At 53.5% G+C, this 24,724-nt stretch carries 26 protein-coding genes and 1 riboswitch; of the genes, 20 read left to right on the top strand and 6 right to left on the bottom strand.

The features are described 5' to 3' along the window. Nucleotides 1–39 precede the first annotated feature (39 nt). Both ACLBVC_RS01600 and ACLBVC_RS01595 read left to right on the top strand, forming a co-directional pair. Entirely contained in the window at nucleotides 40–408 is a 369-nt protein-coding gene (locus ACLBVC_RS01600; protein ID WP_410147716.1) for a VF530 family protein, read from the top strand. Between the two features lie 87 nt (nucleotides 409–495). Beyond that, on the top strand, nucleotides 496–1,020 hold the full coding sequence (locus tag ACLBVC_RS01595; protein ID WP_195814132.1) for an isochorismatase family protein: 525 nt from the start codon (nucleotides 496–498) through the stop codon (nucleotides 1,018–1,020). An 89-nt stretch (nucleotides 1,021–1,109) separates the two neighbouring features. Here the strand turns inward: ACLBVC_RS01595 and ACLBVC_RS01590 are convergent, their stop codons facing one another. Further along, nucleotides 1,110–2,018 carry a gluconeogenesis factor YvcK family protein gene (locus tag ACLBVC_RS01590; RefSeq protein ID WP_410147714.1) on the bottom strand — a complete coding sequence of 303 codons (909 nt, stop codon included), beginning with the start codon at nucleotides 2,016–2,018 and terminating at the stop codon, nucleotides 1,110–1,112. Between the two features lie 296 nt (nucleotides 2,019–2,314). Further along, a riboswitch (molybdenum cofactor riboswitch) is annotated at nucleotides 2,315–2,472 on the top strand. Here ACLBVC_RS01590 and moaA point away from each other — a divergent pair. The 6 genes from moaA to ACLBVC_RS01560 all read left to right on the top strand — a co-directional run bounded on the left by moaA (nucleotide 2,462) and on the right by ACLBVC_RS01560 (nucleotide 6,023). Then, nucleotides 2,462–3,448, top strand: coding sequence for a GTP 3',8-cyclase MoaA (moaA, locus tag ACLBVC_RS01585; RefSeq protein ID WP_410147713.1), 987 nt, complete (start codon nucleotides 2,462–2,464; stop codon nucleotides 3,446–3,448). (Overlaps the previous riboswitch by 11 nt.) A 31-nt stretch (nucleotides 3,449–3,479) precedes the next feature. Beyond that, the gene (gene moaB / locus ACLBVC_RS01580; protein WP_410147712.1) at nucleotides 3,480–3,992 is read left to right on the top strand and encodes a molybdenum cofactor biosynthesis protein B; all 513 of its coding nucleotides are present in this window, start codon (nucleotides 3,480–3,482) and stop codon (nucleotides 3,990–3,992) included. Between the two features lie 2 nt (nucleotides 3,993–3,994). Beyond that, the gene (gene moaC / locus ACLBVC_RS01575) at nucleotides 3,995–4,498 is read left to right on the top strand and encodes a cyclic pyranopterin monophosphate synthase MoaC (protein ID WP_410147710.1); all 504 of its coding nucleotides are present in this window, start codon (nucleotides 3,995–3,997) and stop codon (nucleotides 4,496–4,498) included. Continuing rightward, nucleotides 4,495–4,740, top strand: coding sequence for a molybdopterin synthase sulfur carrier subunit (gene moaD / locus ACLBVC_RS01570; RefSeq protein ID WP_195823483.1), 246 nt, complete (start codon nucleotides 4,495–4,497; stop codon nucleotides 4,738–4,740). Before moaC ends, moaD begins: the two co-directional genes overlap by 4 nt. 1 nt (nucleotide 4,741) lies before the next feature. Next, the gene (moaE, locus tag ACLBVC_RS01565; RefSeq protein ID WP_152325490.1) at nucleotides 4,742–5,194 is read left to right on the top strand and encodes a molybdopterin synthase catalytic subunit MoaE; all 453 of its coding nucleotides are present in this window, start codon (nucleotides 4,742–4,744) and stop codon (nucleotides 5,192–5,194) included. A gap of 118 nt (nucleotides 5,195–5,312) precedes the next feature. Further along, complete coding sequence (locus ACLBVC_RS01560; protein ID WP_013576373.1) at nucleotides 5,313–6,023, top strand: Bax inhibitor-1/YccA family protein; 711 nt, start codon at nucleotides 5,313–5,315, stop codon at nucleotides 6,021–6,023. A gap of 147 nt (nucleotides 6,024–6,170) precedes the next feature. Here ACLBVC_RS01560 and mdtG read toward each other — a convergent pair whose 3' ends face one another. Continuing rightward, nucleotides 6,171–7,376 (bottom strand): multidrug efflux MFS transporter MdtG, encoded by a 1,206-nt coding sequence (mdtG, locus tag ACLBVC_RS01555; protein WP_195814126.1) that lies wholly within the window; start codon nucleotides 7,374–7,376, stop codon nucleotides 6,171–6,173. 380 nt (nucleotides 7,377–7,756) lie between these two features. Here mdtG and rhlE point away from each other — a divergent pair, with 380 nt between their 5' ends. After that, complete coding sequence (gene rhlE / locus ACLBVC_RS01550) at nucleotides 7,757–9,160, top strand: ATP-dependent RNA helicase RhlE (RefSeq protein WP_195814125.1); 1,404 nt, start codon at nucleotides 7,757–7,759, stop codon at nucleotides 9,158–9,160. Between the two features lie 71 nt (nucleotides 9,161–9,231). Here rhlE and ACLBVC_RS01545 read toward each other — a convergent pair whose 3' ends face one another. Further along, nucleotides 9,232–9,879, bottom strand: a complete 648-nt coding sequence (locus tag ACLBVC_RS01545; protein WP_410147708.1) for a helix-turn-helix transcriptional regulator — start codon at nucleotides 9,877–9,879, stop codon at nucleotides 9,232–9,234. A 120-nt stretch (nucleotides 9,880–9,999) separates the two neighbouring features. On the opposite strand from ACLBVC_RS01545, the gene ACLBVC_RS01540 reads away from it, so the two are divergent. The 4 genes from ACLBVC_RS01540 to pbpG all read left to right on the top strand — a co-directional run bounded on the left by ACLBVC_RS01540 (nucleotide 10,000) and on the right by pbpG (nucleotide 14,089). Beyond that, nucleotides 10,000–11,445 carry an MFS transporter gene (locus tag ACLBVC_RS01540; protein WP_410147706.1) on the top strand — a complete coding sequence of 482 codons (1,446 nt, stop codon included), beginning with the start codon at nucleotides 10,000–10,002 and terminating at the stop codon, nucleotides 11,443–11,445. A 58-nt stretch (nucleotides 11,446–11,503) separates the two neighbouring features. Beyond that, the gene (dusC, locus tag ACLBVC_RS01535) at nucleotides 11,504–12,433 is read left to right on the top strand and encodes a tRNA dihydrouridine(16) synthase DusC (protein ID WP_410147705.1); all 930 of its coding nucleotides are present in this window, start codon (nucleotides 11,504–11,506) and stop codon (nucleotides 12,431–12,433) included. Nucleotides 12,434–12,484: 51 nt separating this feature from the next. Then, nucleotides 12,485–12,910: a VOC family protein gene (locus ACLBVC_RS01530; protein ID WP_410147703.1), complete on the top strand. Its 426-nt coding sequence runs from the start codon at nucleotides 12,485–12,487 to the stop codon at nucleotides 12,908–12,910. 240 nt (nucleotides 12,911–13,150) lie between these two features. Further along, complete coding sequence (gene pbpG, locus ACLBVC_RS01525; RefSeq protein WP_410147702.1) at nucleotides 13,151–14,089, top strand: D-alanyl-D-alanine endopeptidase; 939 nt, start codon at nucleotides 13,151–13,153, stop codon at nucleotides 14,087–14,089. Between the two features lie 196 nt (nucleotides 14,090–14,285). Here pbpG and ACLBVC_RS24840 read toward each other — a convergent pair whose 3' ends face one another. Together ACLBVC_RS24840 and ACLBVC_RS01520 are read right to left on the bottom strand one after the other, a co-directional pair. Next, the gene (locus ACLBVC_RS24840) at nucleotides 14,286–14,369 is read right to left on the bottom strand and encodes a small membrane protein YohP (RefSeq protein ID WP_019105993.1); all 84 of its coding nucleotides are present in this window, start codon (nucleotides 14,367–14,369) and stop codon (nucleotides 14,286–14,288) included. A gap of 108 nt (nucleotides 14,370–14,477) precedes the next feature. Then, nucleotides 14,478–15,110 carry an aspartate/glutamate racemase family protein gene (locus ACLBVC_RS01520; protein WP_410147701.1) on the bottom strand — a complete coding sequence of 211 codons (633 nt, stop codon included), beginning with the start codon at nucleotides 15,108–15,110 and terminating at the stop codon, nucleotides 14,478–14,480. A gap of 266 nt (nucleotides 15,111–15,376) precedes the next feature. Here ACLBVC_RS01520 and ACLBVC_RS01515 point away from each other — a divergent pair, with 266 nt between their 5' ends. From ACLBVC_RS01515 to ACLBVC_RS01495, 5 genes are all read left to right on the top strand, one after another. Next, nucleotides 15,377–16,096: a gluconate 2-dehydrogenase subunit 3 family protein gene (locus tag ACLBVC_RS01515; protein WP_410147699.1), complete on the top strand. Its 720-nt coding sequence runs from the start codon at nucleotides 15,377–15,379 to the stop codon at nucleotides 16,094–16,096. Nucleotides 16,097–16,151: 55 nt separating this feature from the next. Then, complete coding sequence (locus ACLBVC_RS01510) at nucleotides 16,152–17,924, top strand: GMC family oxidoreductase (RefSeq protein WP_410147698.1); 1,773 nt, start codon at nucleotides 16,152–16,154, stop codon at nucleotides 17,922–17,924. A gap of 2 nt (nucleotides 17,925–17,926) precedes the next feature. Beyond that, entirely contained in the window at nucleotides 17,927–19,234 is a 1,308-nt protein-coding gene (locus ACLBVC_RS01505; protein WP_410147697.1) for a c-type cytochrome, read from the top strand. Between the two features lie 228 nt (nucleotides 19,235–19,462). Then, nucleotides 19,463–20,077 (top strand): hypothetical protein, encoded by a 615-nt coding sequence (locus tag ACLBVC_RS01500; protein ID WP_410147696.1) that lies wholly within the window; start codon nucleotides 19,463–19,465, stop codon nucleotides 20,075–20,077. 200 nt (nucleotides 20,078–20,277) lie between these two features. Next, entirely contained in the window at nucleotides 20,278–20,868 is a 591-nt protein-coding gene (locus ACLBVC_RS01495; RefSeq protein ID WP_410147695.1) for a Yip1 family protein, read from the top strand. A 76-nt stretch (nucleotides 20,869–20,944) separates the two neighbouring features. On the opposite strand, the gene dld is transcribed toward ACLBVC_RS01495, so the two are convergent. Next, the gene (gene dld, locus ACLBVC_RS01490; RefSeq protein ID WP_410147693.1) at nucleotides 20,945–22,636 is read right to left on the bottom strand and encodes a D-lactate dehydrogenase; all 1,692 of its coding nucleotides are present in this window, start codon (nucleotides 22,634–22,636) and stop codon (nucleotides 20,945–20,947) included. A 206-nt stretch (nucleotides 22,637–22,842) separates the two neighbouring features. On the opposite strand from dld, the gene phnC reads away from it, so the two are divergent. Both phnC and phnD read left to right on the top strand, forming a co-directional pair. After that, nucleotides 22,843–23,676 (top strand): phosphonate ABC transporter ATP-binding protein, encoded by an 834-nt coding sequence (gene phnC, locus ACLBVC_RS01485; protein WP_410147691.1) that lies wholly within the window; start codon nucleotides 22,843–22,845, stop codon nucleotides 23,674–23,676. 113 nt (nucleotides 23,677–23,789) lie between these two features. Next, complete coding sequence (gene phnD, locus ACLBVC_RS01480; RefSeq protein ID WP_410147690.1) at nucleotides 23,790–24,722, top strand: phosphonate ABC transporter substrate-binding protein; 933 nt, start codon at nucleotides 23,790–23,792, stop codon at nucleotides 24,720–24,722. The last annotated feature ends 2 nt before the right edge of the window (nucleotides 24,723–24,724 follow it).

Below are 24,724 nucleotides of genomic sequence, written 5' to 3'. Positions count from 1 at the left end.
AAGTGCGCGGCCTGAAAATTGATAAGGAAAAGCGAGCCAATGACTGATACACCACAAAATCCCGCTGCGGCGAAAGATCCGCTGCACGGCGTCACGCTGGAAAAACTGCTGACAACGCTGGTGGATAATTTTGGCTGGCCCGCACTGGCTTCGCAGGTCAATATCAACTGCTTCAAAAGCGACCCGAGTATCAAGTCCAGCCTGAAATTTCTCCGCCGTACGCCGTGGGCGCGCAAAGAGGTGGAAACCCTGTATATGGATTTCATCGAAGGCCATTTGCGACCTGATATGACGCGCAGCAAACGCCGCACGCCGTTATCCGCTGAAAAGCCGCAAAAACCTAAAGTCAGTACCGCGAAACCTGCCGCTGACAGCCCGTGGAATAATCATCCGCTGACCAAAAAATAACAGCCGTTTCCACCGGTTTTTTGAACTGTGAAAAAGCCCTTTAATCTGTAAAGTGAAGCGGGGCTTTTTTATTGTGCGGAGAGAAATGTGACCGGGAAAAATGTACTTATTGTGGTGGATATGCAAAACGGAGTGTTCGCATCGCCACGTTATGACCGCAGCGGGCGCACCGCGTTAATTAACCAGCTGATTGACCGGGCTGGGCGCATCATTTTCATCCAGCACGCCGAAGGTGAAATGACCGAAGGCAGCGAATTCTGGCAGGTTTTGCCGGAACTTCATCAGCCGGCGGGTTCTGTTTCCGTCACCAAAACCGCCTGCGATTCTTTCTACCGCACCCGTCTTGATGAAGTGCTGAAAGATCTCAATGCGACCGGCTTTACGGTGTGCGGATGCGCCACGGATTACTGCGTGGATACCACCATTAAAGTCGCTGCCAGCAAAGGCTACGCGGTAACCGTTGCCTCCGATGCGCACACCACTGGCGACAGAACCCACGCCACGGCTCAGCAGTTAATAGGCCAGCACAACGAAGTCTGGCGCGAGTTATCCGTGCCGGGAAATCCGGTGACGGTGAAAACCACTGCTGAAATCCTGGCAGGCTGGGCATAACTCCAGACAAATTTGTGAAACGGTTTTAATGAAAAAGGCCGCATTGCGCGGCCTTCGTCTTTATATTTTCAGAATCATTTTCTCAGCACTCAGTGCATCTTTTGCAGCACTTCTTCTACCGCCGTCCGCAACATATCGCGGTCATGGCGATAAGGAATATCGCTGGCTTCGAGCGGGCTTTGAATAATCAGATGCGCTTTGGCGCTTTCACCCAGCGTCACTTTCGGCCCAACAATCGCCGCGTCAGCGCGACGGCCAATGCGTTTTTCGATCATGTCCAGCTTGTCGTCAAGCGTCAGTGAAGCCGCGGCAACGCTCAGCTCTTTCCCCAGATTGCCGATATACACGATGTGTGCACGGCTGCGGCGCAGGGCGGTGGTAAGATCTTCCATCAGCAACAGCGGCATCAGGCTGGTGAAGAAACTGCCGGGGCCGATCAGGATAAGATTCGCTTCGGCGATGGCCTGTAACGCTTCGCGCGTGGCCGGAACCTGTGGCTCCAGCAGTAATTCGCGCGGGATTTGCGTCAGTTTATCGACATTTACTTCGCCGTGAACCCGCTGACCGGCTGCGTCGATCGCGGCCAAATCAACCGGGTGCTCGGACATCGGGATCAGCTCTGCGTCGACTTTCAGCAAACTGCGCACCAGATTGATCGCTTCCAGCGGACGGACAGTCAGGTGATCCAGTGCGCGCAGCATCAGATTGCCAAGATTGTGTCCGTCGAGTTCGCCCTGTCCGCTGAAGCGGTATTCGAACATCGCCGAAGCTAAGCTCGGTTCGGTGATCAGCTGGTTAAGGCAGTTGCGCATATCGCCCCAGGCAATACCGCCTACCGAGCGGCGGATGCGGCCGGTTGAGCCGCCGTTGTCCGTTGTGGTCACAATGCCGGTAAGACGCGGGCCCAGCGAGGAAAGAGAAGACATCACGCGACCCAGCCCGTGCCCTCCGCCTAATGCCACCACCCGGTCGAGGTCAGCTAATGTTCGATTGCGCATAAAGATCCTTGTGAAGCGGCCAGAGGTGAGAATAGTACGTGCTCGGGGCACAATAACGATGCAGCAGATAATAGTTTCGCCGGGAGATTTTACCTAATTTTGCAACAGGATGTTATCCCTTCGCAGCACTCTCAGCGCTTTCAAAATCAAGCGGTTTTATCGTTGAAAATGCTCTCTTTTGTCGTGAAAAATCGTTATATATCAAAATGCATAACGAAAAACCACCTTGGCGATCCGGTCTTCAGAGCGTTAAACTGTAGACCGTTACCCGAATTCTTCATCGCTCTGCACTGAACGTGTTGAATCAACTCCTAGCCTTGGTTCCTAAGTTGCCTTTCTGACGTTATTCCCACAGAAACAATATGGAGCTCTGGCCGTGACAATCAGTCACCAGGGTGCACGGCAGAAATGCCCGCATCTCCCGTATTTGGAAAGGTGTTTAGGTGCTTCAACTTACTGATGCTTTTGCCCGCAAGTTTTATTACTTGCGGCTGTCGATCACTGACGTGTGCAATTTTCGTTGCACCTATTGTCTGCCCGACGGTTACAAGCCGCACGGACACAGCAATAAAAGCTTTCTTTCGCTCGATGAAATCCGTCGGGTCAGTCGCGCGTTCGCCAATCTGGGAACGGAAAAAGTGCGCCTGACCGGTGGAGAACCGTCGCTGCGTCGCGATTTTTGCGACATCATTGCCGCCGTTCGCGAAAACCCCTCAATTAAAACGCTGGCCGTGACCACTAACGGTTACCGTATGGCGCGTGATATCAGCAAATGGCGCGATGCCGGGCTGACAAACATCAACGTCAGCGTCGACAGCCTTGATGCCCGCCAGTTTCACGCCATCACCGGGCAGGATAAATTTCGCGAGGTCATGGCCGGAATTGACGCCGCGTTTGACGCCGGTTTCAGCAAGGTCAAAGTCAATACCGTGCTGATGCGCGATGTGAATCACGCCAGCCTCAACACCTTCCTCGACTGGATTAAAACCCGTCCGATCCAGCTGCGTTTCATCGAGCTGATGGAAACCGGCGACGGCGGCGAACTGTTCCGCAAACATCATGTTTCCGGCGAAGTCCTGCGCGAACAGCTTGTCCGTCAGGGCTGGCAGCTGCAGATCCGCTCACGCAGCGACGGCCCGGCGCAGGTGTTCAGCCACCCGGATTATCTGGGCGAAATCGGCCTGATCATGCCGTATGAAAAAGACTTTTGTGTCAGCTGCAACCGTCTGCGCGTGTCCGCGATCGGCAATCTGCATTTGTGTCTTTTCGGCGAGCAGGGCATTCCTCTGCGCGATTTACTGGCCGACGACCTTCAGCAGGATGATTTGATGGACAGGATCCAGGGCGGCCTCAGCCGTAAAAAACAAACGCACTTCCTGCATGAAGGCAATACCGGAATTACCCAGAACCTGTCGTTTATCGGCGGCTGAGTCCGGCATTAATCGTTTAAGGAGCAAACTGATGAGCAAAGCCAGCAAAGAATTTTTGCCTTTATCTGTCGCGATCATGACGGTATCTGACCGCCGCACTGACGCGGAAGACACCTCAGGCCATTACCTGAAAGAAGCCGTGACCGAAGGCGGCCACCACGTCGTGGCGCAGCAAATTGTTAAAGAGAGTATTTACAGCATTCGCGCCGTGGTTTCTGCGTGGATTGCAGATGAAAAGATTCAGGCCATTTTGATCAACGGCGGTACCGGTTTTAATACCGGAAATAACACGCCGGAAGCCCTGAAGCCGTTATTTGACCGTGAAATTGAAGGTTTCGGCGAGCTGTTCCGTATGGTGTCTTTCGAAGATATCGGCACCTCGACCATTCAGTCACGCGCCATCGCCGGTATTGCCAATCAGACGGTGATCTTTGCCATGCCGGGCTCGACCCGCGCGTGCCAGACCGCCTGGGAAAATATCATTGAAGCGCAACTCGATGCCCGTCAGGGTCCGTGCAATTTCACCCCACATTTGAAGAAATAAGCATGTCAGAATTAACTCACATTAATGCGTCCGGTGATGCCCACATGGTGGATGTTTCCGGCAAAGCCGAAACGGTTCGCGAAGCCCGCGCCGAAGCTTTTGTTGAGATGGCAGCCCAAACGCTGGCGATGATCATCGACGGTAATCATCACAAAGGGGATGTGTTTGCTACCGCGCGCATCGCCGGAATTCAGGCTGCCAAGAAAACCTGGGATTTGATCCCGCTGTGTCACCCGCTGTTGCTGACCAAAGTCGAAGTCAATCTGGAAGCGCAGCCGGAACATAACCGCGTTCGTATCGAATCCCGTTGCCGGTTAAGCGGTAAAACCGGTGTGGAAATGGAAGCGCTGACCGCGGCTTCCGTCGCCGCGCTGACTATCTACGACATGTGTAAAGCCGTTCAGAAAGATATGGTGATCGGCCCGATCCGCCTGCTGGAAAAAAGCGGCGGTAAATCCGGCGACTTTAAGGCGGAAAGCAAGGCTGAAGATAAGGTGGAAATATGATCGACATTTTATTCTTCGCCCAGGTTCGTGAATTAACCGGGACGTCCAGCCTGCAATTGCCGGCTGATTTTTCCACCGTGGAAGATTTGCGCAATTCCCTGACCGGACGCGGCGACCGCTGGGCGCTGGCGCTGGAATCCGGCAAATTGCTGGTGGCGGTCAATCAGACGCTGACTACGATGGCGCATCCGCTGGTAGCGGGCGACGAAGTGGCGTTCTTCCCGCCAGTGACCGGGGGCTGAGATGGACAGGACAAAAATTATTGTTGATGCCGCCCCGTTTAACGTTGGCGAAGAGTACAACTGGCTGGCGCAATCAGACGCAGACGGCGCGGTGGTAACGTTCACCGGCAAAGTGCGCAATCATAATCTGGGCAGCCACGTCACGGCACTGACGCTGGAGCATTATCCGGGCATGACGGAAAAAGCGCTGGCGGAGATTGTTGAACAGGCTCGCGCGCGCTGGCCTTTGCAAAGTGTTTCTGTTTATCACCGCGTCGGGCCGATGTATCCGGGCGATGAAATTGTCTTTGTCGGTGTCACCAGCGCTCACCGCGGAATGGCGTTCGAGGCCAATGAGTTTATTATGGATCAGCTGAAAACGCGCGCACCATTCTGGAAGCGTGAGGCGACGGAAGAGGGCGACCGCTGGGTTGATGCCCGTGACAGCGATAAAGTTGCGGCGGCGCGCTGGTAAATAGTGGTTCAACCGCACCGACTCCTCCCATGCTTTTCCCGCCAACTGTGATACGCTTTAAAAAATCGGGAGGCCATTTTGGCCTCATTATTGTCCTCCATGCAAAAGGGTAATCATCATGGATCGATATCCACGCAGTAACGGTTCAATTGTTGAACGCGCAAATACGGGCATTCAGGCGTACATGGCGCAAGTGTATGGCTGGATGTTCTGTGGCTTGCTGCTGACGGCATTTGTTGCCTGGTATGCTTCCGGCTCCGAAAAAATCATGAGTTTTGTTTTTTCCAGCCAGATTACGTTCTTTGGTTTGATCATCGCGCAACTGGCGCTGGTCTTCGTGATTTCCGGCATGGTGAATCGCCTGAGCGGGACGGTCGCCACCGGCCTCTTCATGTTGTATTCCGCCCTGACCGGTCTGACGCTTTCCAGTATTTTTCTCGTCTACACCGGTGATTCCATTTTCGGGACATTCATCGTCGCTGCGGGGATGTTTGGTGCAATGAGCGTTTACGGTTACGTGACCAAGCGTGATTTAACCGGCATCGGCAGCATGTTGTTCATGGCGCTGATTGGTCTGGTTCTGGCATCGCTGGTCAACATGTGGCTGAAAAGCTCGGGTCTTGCGAACATCATTTCCTATGCAGGCGTGCTGATCTTCGTCGGCCTGACTGCCTACGATACCCAGAAGCTGAAAAACATGGGTGCGCAATTGTCGGCGGATGACCGTGATAATTTCCGCAAATATTCCATCGTGGGCGCACTGACGTTGTATCTGGATTTCATCAACCTGTTCCTGATGTTGTTACGGATTTTCGGTAACCGCCGGTAATTGTTTTTGATTTCAAACTTTATGAGAGGGGCGCTGAAAAGCGCCCTTTTTTTATGCCAGTTCCGGGCATTAGCGGCTTGGGGGCTACGCCTGGGCTTAAAGCAGATCGAGAAAGTTTCACCATTTCCAAATGACTCCAGCCCTCGATTACGGAATCCTCACTCTTCCTGTCGGCACCTGCCGGAAACTCCACCACACCTGCACGGTGTTAAACAGCACCAGAATCGCGGTCACGATAAATACCCACCGGAATCCGAACAGCGCGGAAGCGCTGGAACCAATCAGCGGCCCGACGACATTCCCGAGGTACATAAACGACTGGTTATACCCAAATATCCTGCCAGTAACCTGATCGCTGCTGTATTTAACCAGCAATGCCTGCACCGCGGGCATTAACGCGCCATCGCCGAAACCGAGCATAAAACGCAGAACGCCGAGCTGGACGGGGGTTTTGATCAGCGCCATCAGGCAGAACAGCAGGAAGCAAAAGACCAGCGCGGCGATAAGTATCCGGTGCGCACCGATGCGGTCGCCGAGTTTACCCAGTTTGGGTGCCGCCAGTAATGCCGACACGCCGGGCACGGCGGCAATCACGCCGCTGATAAACGCGATATTACTGGTATCCGAAGAAAGTTCGCGGATAAACAGAGTCAGTATCGGGCTGATGGAACCGTTCGCCAGCTGGATCATCATGGTGGTGACGAACAGGCTGACAATCAGCCACGGGTAGGGAAGTGTGGTAAATACCGCTTTACCGCTCAGGCGGTTGGCTTTGGTGACCGGCACCACGCGCTCTTTGATCAGAAAAAGGGTGATCAGGAAACTGATAAATAACATGCCGCTGGTGACGAAAAATACCGTACGCAGACCGAGGTGGTCAGCCATAAAACCGCCTAACAGCGGGCCGATGATGACGCCTGAAACCTGACCGGTGGACAGCGTCCCCAGCGCCCAGCCGCTTTTATCGCGCGGCACCTGCGAAGCCACCAGCGCCATCGCGTTCGGAATATAGCCGGACGTTAAACCCATCAGCGTGCGCAGGATGAAAAGCTGCCAGACGTTGGTCGCAAAACCCTGCAACATCATGACAATCGCCATGCCCAGTGCGGCGCGCAGCAGCATGAGTTTGCGGCCCTTGCGGTCAGCGAGGCTGCCCCACAACGGCGCGACAATGGCGGAAACCAGGAAAGTACCGCTGAAGACCAGCCCTGACCACAAACTCAGGGATTCATGAGATGTAACACCCAGCTGTTCGATGTAAAGCGGTAAAAAAGGCAGGATCTGACTCATCGCCATGCCGGTGAAAAAGCACCCGAGCCAGACGGAGATTAAGTTTATTTTCCAGGTTTCCATGTTGCAGCGGTGTAGCCTTATGGACAAAAGAGAGTGAAAGTGAAAGAAGCATAGCAAGCTAATCCGGGTATTGGGACGCAAAAAGTGGGAAGCTATTCATCAGCTTTATAATTGATTATCCTGTATCAAAGTTTCGGATTAATACCGCAGATTATGCCGCCAGAAAGCGTCACGAAAGTTTTCATTTGTCACGTCCGGTTACAGGCCGGGAGCAGATAACTTCGCGCGGCACGGCGTTCTGTGCTAGTATCCGCACAACTGGCGCACTGCAGTTTGTGCCGAATCCTCGTGGTAATGCCTCATTTGCCTCGTCTGATCATCCATTCTTGAAACTGCACCGAACCCCGTTCGGGTTAGAGTGGACTGGAGCTTTTCCTTATATGTCATTTGATTCCCTCGGCTTAAGTGCCGAAATTTTGCGTGCTGTTGAAGAACAGGGCTATCGCGAACCTACGCCTATTCAGCGTCAGGCTATTCCTGTCGTGCTGGAAGGTCGTGACCTGATGGCGAGTGCGCAGACCGGTACCGGTAAAACCGCTGGTTTTACACTGCCGCTGCTTAACATGCTTAGCCATACCAACGCGCAATTCAAAGGACGTCGCCCGGTTCGTGCGCTGATCCTGACCCCAACCCGTGAGCTGGCGGCGCAGATTGGCGAAAACGTACAGGCTTACAGCAAATACCTGACCCTGCGTTCGCTGGTCGTATTTGGTGGTGTAAGCATTAACCCGCAGATGATGAAACTGCGCGGTGGCGTGGATGTTCTGATCGCAACGCCAGGTCGTTTGCTGGATCTGGAACATCAGCGTGCTGTTGATTTATCTCAGGTTGAAATTCTTGTGCTTGATGAAGCTGACCGCATGCTGGATATGGGCTTCATCCATGATATCCGTCGCGTGCTGGCGAAACTGCCTGCCAAGCGTCAAAACCTGCTGTTCTCCGCGACTTTCTCTGATGAGATCAAAGGTTTGGCGAGCAAGTTGCTGACCAATCCAGCTTCTGTTGAAGTGGCCCGTCGCAACACAGCTTCTGCGCAAATTGAACAAAGCGTTCACTTTGTTGATAAGAAACGTAAAAGAGAATTGCTGTCTCAGATGATCGGTGAAGGCGACTGGAAACAGGTGCTGGTCTTCAACCGTACCAAGCATGGTGCGAACCATCTTGCTGAACAGCTGAATAAAGACGGCATTACCGCCGCAGCAATTCACGGCAACAAAAGTCAGGGCGCTCGTACCCGTGCGCTGGCCGATTTCAAAGCCGGTTCAATCCGTGTTCTGGTTGCCACCGACATCGCCGCGCGCGGTCTGGATATCGATCAGCTGCCACACGTTGTGAACTATGAACTGCCAAACGTACCGGAAGATTACGTTCACCGTATCGGCCGTACCGGTCGTGCAGAAGCCACCGGCGAAGCAATTTCTCTGGTGTGCGTGGATGAACACAAACTGCTGCGTGATATCGAACGTTTGCTGAAACGTGAAATCCCGCGTATTGCGCTGGAAGGTTACGAGCCAGACCCGAGCATCAAAGCTGAGCCGATCATCAATGGTCGTCAGGGCAATGGCGGCGGCGGTCGTGGCGCGCCACGCCAGGGCCAGCGTCCGGGCGCACCGCGCTCTGGTGCTCCACGTTCCGGCGCTCCGCGTCAGGGCGGTAACGGTCAGCGTACCGGCAACGGCGGCACGTCTGAAAACCGTGGTTCCGGCGAAAACCGTCCGGCACGTTCGCGTCCTGCACATGCAGGCCAGCGTCGCACCGGCAACGGCGGCACCGGTAACAAATAAGATTTCTAGATTTGTATCGAAATCTGCAACAAACCGCCTTAACCGGCGGTTTTTTTACGCCTGAAATCCGGTTAACGGATCACATACGCACAGCGGCGCGCGCCCTGTAAAATATGCTCGGTGCGTTCAACGTTCGCCTCAAGGACATCACGGAAGACATCCCGCTCGGCGCGGCAAAAACCCTGACAGGTCGTTGCGGCGGCGCAAATCGGGCAATGGTTTTCGACAAACAGATAACTGCCGTCTTCCTGCAATGTCCAGTCCGCCATATACCCTTCGCGGGTGCGGATTGCCGTCAGCCGTTGCAGCCTTTCTTCCAGCGAATTCGCGCCCTTCATCGCCTGCCGGTAATTATCCAGCGTCTGGCTTTCACGCGATGTAATCAGCTGGTCCAGCGCTGATTCGCCCAGCGACGTGCGGATAAGCTGAAGAAGTTGTACGGTCAGATCGGCGTGCGCATCAGGGAAGTGGGCATGCCCTTTGGCGGTCAGCTGCCAGTATTGCGCCGGACGCCCGACGCCCTGTGACACGCCTTTCGCTTCCACCAGACCGTCTTTTGCCAGCTTTACAAATTGCTGTCGCGCTGCTTCTCCGGTTGTGCCCAACAGATGACCCGCATCGCTGGCCTGCATTTCCCCGCGGGTTTTCAGCAGCGTCATTAAGCGCTCAGCGACGCTTTGCCGGACGTCATTTTTATTTTCCAAGTCGTTGCTTGACATATCGCCTCGCCGGGTTCTAGATTATGTAAAACATATTCCAAGTTATTTCTTGTTTTAATCATACCATAATCACAACGTGCTTCAATGTGCGGAAAACATAAACCAAAGGGACGAAGAGAAATGTCGGAAAGTCAGAGCGGCTGGAAGGATTTATTCAGTGCGGAAAACCGGGGAAGCGCCATCACACTGAGCGCCGGCGTCGCGCTATACGCCACCAACAGCTACATCGTGATTACGATTTTGCCATCCGTTGTGCAGGATATCGGCGGGCTGGCGTGGTACGCGTGGAACACCACGCTTTACGTCGTCTGCTCGATTCTCGGCTCGGCGCTTTCTGCCCGGCTGATGCGAACCGCCGGACCGCGCGGCAGTTATCTTATGGCGACCGGTATTTTCATCGCCGGTGCCGCGCTTTGTACCGTTGCGCCGAATATGCCGGTGCTGCTTATCGGGCGCGCCTTGCAGGGGCTGGGTGGCGGTTTCCTGTTCGCGCTGTCTTACGCAATGATAAATCTTCTGTTTAAAGAATCTCTCTGGCCCCGCGCGATGGCGCTGATCTCCGCCATGTGGGGGATTGCGACGCTGGTCGGCCCGGCGGTCGGCGGCATTTTTGCAGAGCTGCACGCGTGGCGCTGGGCGTTCGGTCTGCTTCTGCCAGTCACGTCATTATTTGGCCTGTGGGTCTGGCGGATCCTGCCTAAATCTCAGCGGGAGAAACAGCCGGAAGAACCGTTGCCGCTGATGCAACTGGCGCTGCTGACCGGCGCGGTGCTGGTGGTTTCGGCGGGCAGCCTGTCTTCGCACGGGCTGATTAATCTGGTCGGTTTTGTGATTGCGGTGGTGATGATCCTTATCCTGCGTCACCGGGAATTTACCGCCGACGTCAGGCTGTTGCCGCGTAATGCGCTGCGCCGTTCATCGCCGCTTTATGGCCTGTATCTGGTGATGTCCTTGCTGATTATTGGCCTGGGCTGCGAGCTGTTTGTGCCTTATCTGCTGCAACATTTGCACGGCCAGACGCCGCTGGCGGCCGGATATATTACTGCCGCTGCCGCCGCGGGCTGGACGTTAAGTGAAGTCGCCAGCTCTGGCTGGACGGGGCGTCGTGCTGATATTGCGATTGTTTCCGGCCCGCTGATTCTGGCTGTCGGCTTGCTGTTATTGCTGTTCAGCGTACCGGTGGCTTTCGGAATGCCGTGGCTGAATATCAGCGGCGTAGTGCTCGGGCTGACGCTGGCCGGTTTTGGCATCGGGCTGGGCTGGCCGCACCTGCTGACCCGCGTGCTACAACAGGCACCGGAAGAAGATCGCGAAAAAGCCGGTGCGTCGATCACCGTCGTGCAGTCTTTCGCGGCTGCGCTGGGAGCGGCACTGGCCGGAACGGTGGCTAACTTCTCCGGCGTGAATCAGGGCGATGCGGGCGCTGCCAATGCCGCGTTCTGGATGTTCCTGCTGTTTGCTGTTCCGGCGTTTCTGGCGGTGTGGATTGCCCTGCGTTCCGTCAGAGCGCGGCAAAAAAATACTGGCGTGAAGGAAACGTTAAGCGCCGATTTGTCACAGGGGTAATTGCCCGGAGGCGGGCCTTGCGGTAATCTTGCGCGTCATTTTTAAGGGTTGAACTGCGATGCGCGTATTACTGGCTCCGATGGAAGGTGTGCTTGATCCCCTGGTTCGTGAACTTCTCACTGAAGTGAACGACTACGATTTGTGCATCACTGAGTTTGTGCGTGTTGTGGATCAGCTGCTTCCCGTCAAAGTCTTCCATCGCCTGTGCCCCGAATTAGAACACAACAGCCGCACGCCTTCCGGCACGCGGGTTCGTGTGCAGCTTCTCGGTCAGTATCCCGAATGGCTGGCCGAAAACGCCGCCCGCGCCACTGAACTGGGTTCTTACGGCGTGGATCTCAACTGCGGCTGTCCGTCGAAAATGGTCAACGGCAGCGGCGGCGGTGCCACGCTGCTCAAAGACCCGGAGCTGATTTATCAGGGCGCTAAAGCCATGCGAGCCGCGGTGCCAGCACATTTGCCGGTGACGGTAAAAGTGCGTCTGGGTTGGGATTCTCTGGAGCGCAGTTTTGAAATCGCCGACGCCGTACAACAGGCGGGCGCGACAGAACTCACCGTACACGGGCGTACCAAAGAAGACGGTTACAAACCTGAGCGGATTAACTGGCAGGCGATTGGTGAAATCCGCCAGCGGCTGAGCATTCCTGTGATTGCCAACGGTGAAATCTGGGATTACGCCAGCGCTCAAGCCTGTATGCAAACTACCGGCTGTGACGCCGTCATGATCGGGCGCGGTGCGCTTAATATTCCCAACCTCAGCCGCGTGGTGAAATACAACGAACCGCGCATGCTGTGGGCGGATGTGATGACGCTGTTGCAGAAATACACCCGTCTGGAAAAGCAGGGCGATACCGGTTTGTATCACGTTGCGCGTATCAAACAGTGGCTGAGTTATTTGCGTAAAGAGTACGAAGAGGCGACAGAGTTATTTACTGAAGTGCGCGTGCTGAAGACGTCGAAGGAAATCGCCGGACGCATTAACCGGTGACTGAGTTCCATGACTTCGCCACGCGGCAACGCTTAAAAATGGAGGAGTATCATGGACAATAAAGACATCGGCCTGAGTCACATAGCTTTTGCCGTTAAAGATCTCGACGCCAGTATCGCTTTCTATCAGCAATTTGCCGGAATGAAAGTCATCCACCGGCGCGGCGAAAAAGGCACCCCCGCCCGGCCTGTTGCCTGGCTCAGCGACATGACCCGCCACTTTGCCCTGGTTCTGGCAGAAGACCCGCATTCTACCGACACTCAACTCGGCCCGTTCGGGCATCTCGGTATTGCCTGTGCCTCGAAAGAAGCGATGGACGCCAAACTTGCCGAAGCGCGTGATGTGGGCGTTTTGCGTCAGGAACCCACAGACTCCGGCGCGCCTGTCGGCTATTGGGCTTTTCTCGATGATCCTGATGGCAATACGCTCGAACTTTCCTACGGGCAGGAAATCGGTTATTTAATCGACCGTCAGTAATTACCGGTTAATCAATAATAAAAACGGGCAGGGATCTGAAACCCTGCCCGTTGTCGTCTGAACTCTCTTCAATCTTACGCAAGTGTTCACTAACTCGCCATTGCACGGTCTGCGGGTGGTTGTGACAGACTTTGTGACAAATAGATTTGAAAATTGCGAGTGCTAAGACTATTCCTGTCACTTATAATTCCCGCCGCTGTTCCGACATAACTTCATGACAACTTTCTTAAATACAGAGCAATGCATGTGAAAATCCGTCTTCTGGTTCTGAGCTTATTAGCCTTAAATACAGGCATGTTGTCTGCACCTGCCGCGCTCGCTGCTAAGCACGAGCAGGCTGTCACTCCTATTGTTCAAATCGCTTCCGGCAGCGCCATGGTGGTGGATCTTAAAAGCCACGAAGTGATTTATTCCCGAAATCCGGATGAAGTGAGGCCGATTGCCTCCCTGACCAAACTGATGACCGCGATGGTGACGCTTGATGCGAATCTGCCGCTGGATGAAGTGATCAACGTTGATATCAGCAATACGCCTGAAATGCGTGGTGTGTTTTCCCGCGTAAAACTCAACAGTGAAATTACCCGCCGCCAGATGATTCAGCTGGCGCTGATGTCTTCCGAAAACCGTGCGGCAGCCAGCCTGGCGGCGCATTATCCGGGGGGGTATTCAGCGTTTATCAACGCAATGAATGCCAAAGCGAAATCCCTCGGCATGACGCATACCCATTACGTGGAGCCGACCGGGCTTTCGCCGCGTAACGTTTCTACCGCGCGTGATTTAACGCGGCTGCTGCTGGCTTCGCAGCGCTATCCGCTGATCGGCCAGCTCAGTACAACGGCAGAGAAAACGGCGGTGTTCAGCCATCCGGCCTACGCGCTGCCGTTCCGCAATACCAACCATCTGATCATGAATCCGTCGTGGAGCATTCAGCTGACTAAAACCGGTTATACCGACGTTGCCGGTCATTGTCTGGCGATGCGCACCACCATTAACGGCAAACCGGTGACGCTGGTGGTGATGGATGCGTTCGGGAAATTTACTGCTTTTGCGGATGCTAACCGTCTGCGCACCTGGATGGAAACCGGTAAAACTGTGCCTGTTCCGCAGATTGCGAAGAACTATCGCAAGCAGAAAGAGCAGCAGAAAACACAGCCTTCGATTGAAGAAGCCGACGATTGAAATACCCTTCATACTTCATGCCGCAGAGGCGTTGGCCGCGCTCAGGAGCCCGAATCACTGACGTAATGTCAGCTCATCGAGACTCCTTTACTTGCAGCCTTTCTGGGACACGAATTATTTAGGGTATTCAGACTGTTCAAACTAAAAAGTCCGGCGCAGGTGCCGGACTTTTGTTTTATGCGCAGACCGGCGATTTTCAGAAAATCAGTTTAAACACCCCGGTCAGGGTCAGTAAGCCGACGATAAAGATGATGGCGATGATCCACAGAATAATTTTCATGTTTTCTCCTTATCACACCCATTTGTCGTCATCAGCTAAGTTGGCTAAGCCAATGATTATTCCACTTTCAGTATAGCCAATCCTGCCATTTGCGCTTTTCCGTCAGTCTTAAATGGAGACGACCGCTCTCAGGCCGCATTCCGGGCTGGTAAGCGGTTTACCCCTTTGCGTGAACTGCGCCGCGCCGGTCATCGATGCCTGAGCCAGCACCACTGTGGCTGCGCCATCGATATAGGCCGCGTCGGCCGCTGCGGCGACCGTCTGCAAATATCCCGCTAAATCTCCCTGCTTAAACTTGTCCCATGCTCCCGCCACCAGACACATTTCCAGCACGGCGTCGGGGTGTTTTTCTGTTAGTTTAAACAGCTGCTCCGTGGGGCCGAGCGTGGTTTCCACCGCACATAACACCACCACTTTTCCGGCTGTTTTCATCGCGGCTTCGGCCAGCGCCTGATCAACGCGCAAAACCGGCACCTGCGTATTTTCAGCGGCAGCCGCGGCGGCTGCGCCCAGCGTTGAGCAGGTGAGTAAAACGCGATCGCTGTCCTGACTCAGCGCCAGCAATACCTGCGCCGTTTCTTCAAGGATTTCCGGCGTCAGCCCGCCAGCGCGTTCTGCCGCCGTCAGTAGATCCGGGCGGGAAATATGGCGGAATGCATGGTGATTCAGCCCCAGTTCCTGAGCTGCATTTTCAAAAACCGCGATATTGCTGTCTGCCGTATGTAAACAGGTAATGCGCATGGACGTCTCCGGGAAGTGTGATCCCTCTACGTTAACGATTTTTGAGCCTCCTTGTCGGCTTTTTTGCCTGTAAAAATTTGTTAATTAATGTACTAACTCAATGCTGAATAATTAACGCATTGATTTTAAATAAATAAAAAATGTACCCAACGGTTCGAAATTTCTTACTTTCATCTAACATCTTCGTATAATCTCCGTCACAAATATAAACCCATATCTGATGTGGGTAAGTCACATTTTCAATGTGGATCAACAGGAGAGATATCGTGAAACGCAGACACTTTCTGACCTCAATGGCGGTGCTGTTATTCAGTACGGCTCTGAAGGTTAAAGCCAAAATTTTCTCAGGCGGCATGCCATGGATTATCCATTCGGTTCGTCCGCCCAAACCCGTGGTTGCCGGGGAATGGACGTTCTTCACCGCCGGTGAAGTCAGCCTGATTGAAACGCTGGCTGACCGGATTATTCCGGCTGACGAGCTGAGCATCGGCGGTAAAGAGGCGGGCTGTGCGGTCTTTCTTGACCGTCAGCTGAGCGGGGATTATGGCCACGCGGTCACCACTTATCGTCTCGGACCGGTGATCCAGGACGGTTTACCGCAGGCCGGGCCGCAATACAAAGATACGCCAGCCGAACGCTACCGGCTGGGGCTGGCCGCGCTGAACAGCGTGGCGAAAGCGCGTAATGCGGGCAAAAACTTTATCGAACTGACCGGTGACCAGCAGGACGATTTATTGCGTCGCGTGGAATCCGGCGAGATCCCGCTGACCGGCGTCAACGGCCAGCTGTTCTTCAATATGCTGGTGCAGAACATGCGCGAAGGCTTTTTCTCCGACCCGCTTTACGGCGGCAATAAAGACATGGCTGGCTGGAAAATGATTGGCTTCCCCGGCGCGCGGTATGACTTCCGTGATGTCATCGACCGCCGTGGCGAAGATCTGCATATCGAACCCGTCAGCATGCTGACCCAATACGAAAAATCATAAAAACCGGCAACGCACGGGCTTTTATTATTGAGATATTTTCAGGAGTACATGTCGTATGAGCAATAAAAGAGAGAAGGTCGATGCAGTGATTATCGGCCTCGGCTGGGCGGGTTCGCTGATGGCCAATGAACTGACGCTGGCTGGACTGAATGTGGTCGCCATTGAACGTGGTTCATGGCGCGATACCAGCAATGATTTTCCGACCACCATTGATACCGACGAACTGCGCTTCGTCAGCCGTCGCGCGATTATGCAGCCCACGGCGGTAGAAACCCTGACCTTCCGTAATAATCCGATCCAGCAGGCGCTGCCGCTGCGTGAGTTCAATACTTATCAGTTCGGGATGAACGTCGGCGGGGCGGGCACGCACTGGAACGGCATGACCTGGCGCTTCCTGCCGTATGATTTCCAGAGCTACAGCCAGACGGTGGAACGCTACGGTAAAAACAAATTCCTCGAAGGAATGCAGGTTCAGGACTGGGGTGTGACGTTTGATGACGTTGAACCGTTCTATGACAAATTTGAACGTTACGCCGGGACGTCCGGGAAAGCCGGTAACATCAAAGGCGAAAAAATTGAAGGCGGCAACGTCTTCGAAGGCCCGCGCAGCCGGGATTATCCGCTGCCGCCACTCAAGCGCACCCAGCTGTCGATGATTTTCGACAAAGCCACGCGCGAGATGGGCTATCACCCGTTTGCGGTGCCTGCGGGCAATACGTCCGGCGCGTACACCAATCCGCTGGGTGTCAACATGGCGCCGTGCACATACTGCGGTTACTGCGAATTCTTCGGCTGCGGCAACTGGTCAAAGAGCAGCCCGAATGCCTGCATTTTGCCTGCGGTGATGCAGCGCCCTAACTTTACGGTGATCACCGAATCTGAAGTATTGCGCGTCAACAAAGCGCCGGACGGCAAAACCGCCACCGGCGTGACGTTCATTGGCAGCGACGGCGTCGTGTGGGAACAACCGGCGGATATCGTGGTGATTTCGGCTTACCAGATGGATAACGTCCGGCTGATGTTGCTTTCCGGCATCGGCCAGCCTTACGACCACAAAACCGGTGAAGGCGTGGTCGGGCGTAACTATGCATACCAGACCATTTCCGGCGCAGGTTTCTTCTTCGAAGATGAAATGATGAATCCGTTCATCGGTGCCGGTGCGCTGTCGCAGGCCATTGATGATTTCAACGGCGATAACTTCGATCATACCGGTCATGACTTTATCGGCGGAGGCGTGGCGCTGGTGCATTCCACCAACGGACGCCCGATCGGTTATTCCAACAACGTACCGCCGGGCACACCGCGCTGGGGCGCTGACTGGAAAAAAGCCGTCAAACACAGCTACCAGAACTACAACAATATTTATTGCATGGGCAACAGCTATCCGCACCGCGACGTGTTCCTCGATCTTGACCCGGAATACAAAGACCGCCACGGCCAGCCGCTGCTCCGCGTCACATTCGACTGGATCGAAAACGACAAACGTTCAGCGAAATTCATGGCGGACCGCTCGGTTGAAATCGCGCATGCGATGGGGGCAAAAACCGTTGTGCGTCAGGAACCAACGGCTAAACCGTTTTCGCCAATGGATAACCTTTCCTCCCACACCACGGGCGGCGCCTGCATGGGCGACAACCCGAAAACCAGCGCGGTAAACCGCTATCTGCAAAGCTGGGATGTGCATAACGTGTTTGTTTGTGGCGCATCGGCATTTGCCAATAACGGCGGTTATAACCCGACCGGCACGGTGGGCGCGCTGACCTTATGGGCGGCAGAAGCGATTAAAACCCAATATCTGAAATCCCCTGGTCCGCTGGTGAGGGTTTAAGCATGAGAATGAAAAAAACGTTAGCGGTGATTGCCGGTGTGGTCGTCATCGGCGGGCTGGGGTTTGTCGGTGTAAAAATGGGGTACAACGCCAGTCAGTCCGGCGAATTTCAGGCACCTGAATCGGCGACGATGACCGGTAAAACGGCCATCGAACGCGGTAAATATCTGGCGCTGGCAGGGGACTGCGTGGCCTGCCATACCGCGCCGGGCGGTGGCAAGCCGTTTGCCGGAGGCTATGGCCTGAACACGCCGTTTGGCACGATTTACGCCACCAATATCACGCCGGATAAAGAAACCGGTATCGGCGGCTGGACCGATCAGCAATTTATTAATGCGGTGCGTAACGGCAAAGGGATCAACGGGGAAAACCTCTATCCGGCGATGCCTTATAACGTCTATGCCAAGGTCAGCGATCAGGATCTGAAAGACATCAAAGCGTACCTGAATACCGTGCCCGCAGTGCATTACGACGGGCCGAAAACCGATCTGCCGTTTCCGTATAACATCCGCCTGATGATGTTTGGCTGGAACCTGTTGTTCCTGAATACCGCCCCGTTTAAGGCCGATCCTGCGCAGTCAGCAGAATGGAACCGCGGCGCGTATCTGGTGGAAGGGCTGGGGCACTGCACGTCGTGCCATACGGCGAAAAATCCGCTGGGCGGCGATAACTTTGGGGTGCATTTGCAGGGCGGAGAACTTCAGGGCTGGTTTGCACCGGAAATCACCGGAAATGTCCGTCAGGGGCTCGGCGACTGGAGCAACGATGAAATCGTTCAGTACCTGAAAACCGGTGCTAACGCCCGTACCGTGGCCTCCGGTCCGATGGCGGAAGCCGTGACAAACTCGCTGCAACACCTGTCGGATTCCGATCTTCACGCTATTGCGGTGTACCTGAAAAGCTTACCGGGCAGCAAAGATGAGTCTGCACCACTGGCGAAAAATTCAGCCATGGAAAATGGCAAAGCATTGTATGCCGATAACTGTGCGGCCTGTCATCAGAACTCCGGTGAAGGCGTGCACAACATGGTGCCCGCGCTGAAAGGCAACAACGGCGTTCAGGCCAGCCAGCCGACCAACATTCTCCATGTGCTGATGAATGGTGCGCAGGGGGCGGCGACGGCCAGCAATCCGACCAGCGCGGACATGCCGGAGTTTGGCTGGAAAATGACGGATCAGCAAATGGCCGATGTCAGTACTTACATCCGTAATGCGTGGGGAAATCAGGCGCCTGCGGTCAGTAAAGACGATGTGGCGAAAGCCAGAAAAACGCAGGACGGCGCGGCGGCGTTGCATAACCCTGCACCGTAAAAAAACCTGAGCGTTTTATCAGGAGTCCCTGTAACGGAGCCGCGTAAGCGGCTCTTTTATTTGGTATTTATTCATTTTATCAATGCAATTCCATAAGACATAGATTCATAAATAATCACACCCTGAACGAGAAAGAAATTGATTTGAGGTGTTTATTTATACAGTGCAGACTGACAGCAGATTAAGGATGCCTAAACAAGGATTAGCTTACGTGAGGGATAACACATCATGTTTCAGCTCAGGATGCCAGATTGCTGGCCAGTCAACCCGATGCTCTATCTGCCCGGTGCCCTGACGGTGCCGGAAGACTTTAAGGGAGAATGGATTATGGAAGCGTTAATGCAAAGCCAGATTAACAGTATCGAAAAGCAGGGAATCAAAAACGGTGAGGAAATCGCGGGCCTTAATTTGCGGATGGGAAAGGTTGAACAGCAAGTTGTTCAGCTTACAGAGGTCGTTACGGATACCAATCTCCGTGTGGGAAAACTCGAACACCAGATGGTCACACTCACCGATGCGGTGACGGATATCGGCGTTCGCGCGGGGAAAACGGAGGAAAGTATTATTCGCATCGATAAGCATCTGGTCAGGATTGATGAACATCTGGTGCGAATTGACGATCATCTCGTTCTCATTGATAAGAAATTTGACCTGGTAGATGAGCGCTTTGACAAAATGGATGCACGATTTAATTCCGTGGAGTCGCAGCTGGCGGTTATTCAGTCGAATTACATGACCAAGGATATTTTCCACATCTATATTACAAAACAGACCCATTGGATCATGGGCATGATGGTGGCACTGGCTGGTGTGGTGTTTACCGCTGCCCGCTATATCCACTGACCTTCAGGTAAATCCCATTCTCCGGCATCAACATCCTCTGCAACAGGGGATGTTGCGCCGCCAGCAAATCACCCAATAACGGCTATAATATAAACAGGCCGCCGCCTTCTCTGTGCCCTTGTGACCTTTATCAAACGGGCATTCCCGAAGGTTTATCATCGTACGCCGCTGGCGGCTTTCGGCGCACAAGGGGGTGTTTCATGGCAAATCATATCTGGGGACTGTTATCTCATCCAGGTCCCGAATTACAGCAAATCCAGCGTGAACGGGAAACCGTTTCACATGTTTATTCCCACCATGTTTTTCTGATGGCGCTGATTCCAGTTGTCTGTTCCTTTATCGGGACAACACAGCTGGGCTGGAATTTCGGTGACGGCCAGACGCTGATGGTGTCCATGTTCACCGCGTCCTACATCGCTGTAATCTTCTATGTTCTGATGCTCGCCGCTGTTGCTCTGATGGGGCGAATTATCTACTGGATGGCGCGTCGCTATGACAGCCGCCCGACACTCAACAGTTGTATTGTGTTTGCCGGTTACATTGCTACGCCGATGTTCCTCAGTGGGATCGTTGCGCTTTATCCGATGGTCTGGTTATGCCTGTTTGTCGGGCTGATTGGCCTTTGCTACAGTGGATATCTGCTGTACCTCGGTATTCCAAACTTCCTCAACATTGACCACCGCGAGGGGTTCCTGTTCTCCAGCTCAACGCTGGCGATGGGGGTACTGGTTCTTGAGTTGTTACTCGCACTGACCGTGCTGATGTGGGGTTATGGAACGAAATTGTTCTAGCCAATGAGATGAGGTCGGAGTGAAGTAGTATCCCTCCCCTGAAAAGGGGAGGGTTGGTCAGAAGCACTTTACAGTGTTATTCCTGCCAGTTTTTCAGCTTACTGGTTTTGCCGATCCCCGGGTTAAAACTGTTGGTCGGGTCGGCCTGCCGGTAAAATTCCTTCAGATGCGGTTTGGCAATATACAGATGTCCGACGTTGTGCTCTGCCGGATATTCAGCGCCTTTAGCATCCAGCAGCTCAAGCATACGGTGTTTCAGCGCTTTGCTGTTCACGCCTTTTTTGACAATGTAATCCTGATGGAAAACGTGGCACATAAAGTGGCCGTAATAAAGTTTTGCCACCAGCTGACTATCAATATCCTCCGGCAACGTTTCAAACCAGTCGCGATCGTTGCGGCGTAGTGCGATATCCAGTGCCAGAATGTCTTCTACTTCTTTCTCATGCACGGCGTGATAACGAACGGCCGCGCCTGCCGCAGCAAAGCGGTGCAGAAACGCTTTTTTGCCTTCGTCGGCGGAACAAATAAAGAAATCGCCCTGATTTTCGCTGAAGAAACGGGTCAGGAACGTTCTGGCTTCATCAATTCCGGGGCCGGACATTTTCAGCAATAAGTGATGCTCAAACCGGTCGCGATATTGTTTCATGCGGGGCGGTAAATGGTTCGGCAACGCTTTACTCAGGCACTGCATTACCCGGTCGCTGAAGTGTTTCGGCAGGAAAGGTACTTTGCTGGCGTGAGCGTCAAACTTCCCTTTGGCGGTAAACATATCCGGCATTTTGTCTGTGCCGAGTTTGTCGATCATCAGGAACGTATCTTTACCGTACACTTCGGTGATATCGAAAATATCCCGGTGCATGTACTCCCCAGCCACCGGCAGATTCGCAAAATCCCGCAGGATCTGACGACGTAATTCGGTGAGCACTGCCGTATCGTTAGTGCCGATATAGAAAACCTGCTGCTGGGTTTCTGCCGGGAATGTATCAAGACGGACAGCGAAAATCGCCAGCTTCCCCGCGCAGCCCGAGGCTTCAAATAAACGGCGCTCATCGGCGTTAAAGCGTGATGGCGTATCGGCATCCACTTCGCGGACACGCGCCGCGTAATCATGGTCTGAAGCCAGCCGCTGATCGTGCTGAATATCAGCTTCGAGATAATCGCCTTTTTCCAGCCGTGTCAGAATTTCTTCCGGCGTCTCACCCAGGTTGATCCCCAGATGGTTTACCAGCCGCAGTTCTCCTTGTGCATCTATCTGCGCATACAATGCCATTTCTGTATACGCGGGACCGCGTTTCACCAGTGAACCGCCGGAGTTGTTGCAAATCCCGCCGACGACGGAGGCACCAATGCAGGATGAACCGATGACTGAATGCGGCTCGCGGTTATACGGTTTGAGGATTTTTTCCAGCTTATACAACGTGCTGCCGGGGAAACCGATCACCTGATGGCCGCCGTCGAGCAGTTGAATCTGATCGAGTTTCAGTGTGCTGAAAATGACGATGTCGCGGTCATAATCGTCGCCGCTCGGCGTCGAACCTTCGGTCAGTCCGGTATTGGCGGCCTGCATGATGACAATTTTGTCGGCCGCGATGCAGGCTTTAAGCAATTGCCATTGTTGCAGCAATGTTTGCGGGAATACCACCGCCAGCGCCTTGCCGCCGCCGGAGCGAAACCCCTTGCGGTAGCGCTCGGTATTGCTGTCGCCGGTCAGTACATGGCGGCTTCCGGCGATTTCTTTCAGCGTGGTGATGAGTGACTGATTATCCATTTCATCTTCCTTTTTTTGACGCAGGTTCTGCAATCATAGACTTAAATGACACATAACAGGCTACAGAACATTCAGGATAATTACCGAGGGATTGTTCTTAAGTTGCTACATTTTTGTCATACGCTGTCCACTAAATCGTCATTGATGTGTCACATAACTCGCGCTTAATGAACGCCAGATAACGAAAGCAACCGAGAGACAGCATCATGGCGCAAGCTCAACTTAAGCTGGCACAGGCTGAATATCCTCAGACCGGGCCGCAACATCTGAACAAAGTGCTGGACGTAAAAGGCTTGGTGAAATCCTATAAATCAGGCCAGCGTGTTCTTAATGACATCAACTTTGACCTCCATGCCGGTGAATTTGTCGCGGTCATTGGCCGTTCAGGCGCAGGGAAATCGACTTTGCTTCACGTCCTTAACGGCACGATCCCGTTAACCGACGGCAGCGTGGTGTGTCATTACGAAAACGGTGAGCAGCAGCAACTGGCGGGGCTGACCGGCAAAGCGCTGCGTCGCTGGCGTTCGGGTTGCGGCATGATTTTCCAGGATTTCTGTCTGGTTCCACGTCTGGACGTACTGACTAATGTGCTGCTGGGCCGTCTCAGTCACACTTCAACGTTTAAATCCTTCTTCAATCAGTTCGATGATGAAGACCGTGCCCGCGCAATTTCCCTGCTGGAATGGTTGCACATGTTGCCGCATGCGCTGCAGCGTGCTGAAAACCTTTCCGGTGGTCAGATGCAGCGTGTCGCTATTTGTCGCGCCCTGATGCAAAACCCGAAAATTCTGCTGGCCGATGAACCGGTTGCCTCGCTGGATCCTAAAAATACCCTGCGCATCATGAATGCCCTGAAAAAGGTCAGCGAAGAGAATATCGCGGTGATGGTTAACCTGCATTCCGTCGAACTGGTGAAAGATTACTGCACCCGCGTTATCGGCATTGCGAAAGGGCAGATTATCTTTGACGGTCATCCGGATATGTTAAGCGACGGGATCTTGCAGCAGTTATATGGCGAAGAGCACGACATTAATTCCTGATGCTCAGTGCTGTAATGAACGTTTTAATAAATAAAGTCCGTTTTTTATTTAGGAAATAATTTTAAGCCGTACTTATTTTCACTTTCTCTCAATCTACACAAGGTCATCATTAAATGAAGAAGTTATTACGTCTGGCGGTCTTTGTTGCAGGTTCCGTTACCGCAATGCACAGCATGGCAGAAGATGCGCCTAAAGAATTGAATTTAGGTATTTTGGGTGGTCAGAACGCCACTCAGCAAATCGGCGATAATCAGTGTGTAAAAGATTTCTTCGATAAAGAATTAAATGTGGATACCAAACTGCGTAATTCATCCGATTACTCAGGTGTTATTCAGGGGTTATTAGGCAAGAAAGTTGACATGGTATTAAGCATGTCGCCTTCATCTTTCGCGTCTGTGTATATTAATAACCCGAAAGCGGTGGATCTGGTCGGTATCGTCATTGATGACACTGACAAATCCCGTGGTTATCACTCCGTTGTTGTCGTAAAAGCGGACAGCCCGTACCAGAAATTGTCTGACCTGAAAGGCAAATCATTTGGCTTTGCTGACCCGGATTCCACGTCCGGTTATCTGATCCCGAACCAGACTTTTAAGAAAGAGTTTGGCGGTACGACGGATAACAAATACAACAACTTCTTCTCCAGCGTGACCTTCTCCGGCGGCCACGAGCAGGATATTCTCGGCGTGCTGAACGGGCAGTTTGAAGGCGCGGTAACCTGGGCTTCCATGATTGGCGATCGCGAAACCGGTTATACTTCCGGCGCGTTTAACCGCATGATCCGCATGGACCATCCGGATCTGATGAAGAAAATCCGTATTATCTGGGAATCCCCGCTAATTCCTAACGGCCCGATTTTGGTTCGCAGCGATTTGCCGCCGGCATTTAAAGCGAAACTGGTTTCAGCCATTAAGAAACTGGATAAAGACGATCATGCCTGCTTCGTGAAAGCCGTTGGCGGTAAACAGCATATCGGCGAAACGTCTCTGGCGGAATATCAGCAGATTATTGATATGAAACGTGAATTGACAAAGGGTGGTCGTTAATA

Origin of the sequence: Rahnella selenatireducens, from assembly GCF_046449555.1 — a bacterium.
In the GTDB taxonomy this organism is placed as follows: Bacteria; Pseudomonadota; Gammaproteobacteria; order Enterobacterales; family Enterobacteriaceae; genus Rahnella; species Rahnella selenatireducens.
The sequence above is the reverse complement of the archived record's forward strand: the minus strand, read 5'-3'. Positions and strand labels throughout refer to the sequence as shown.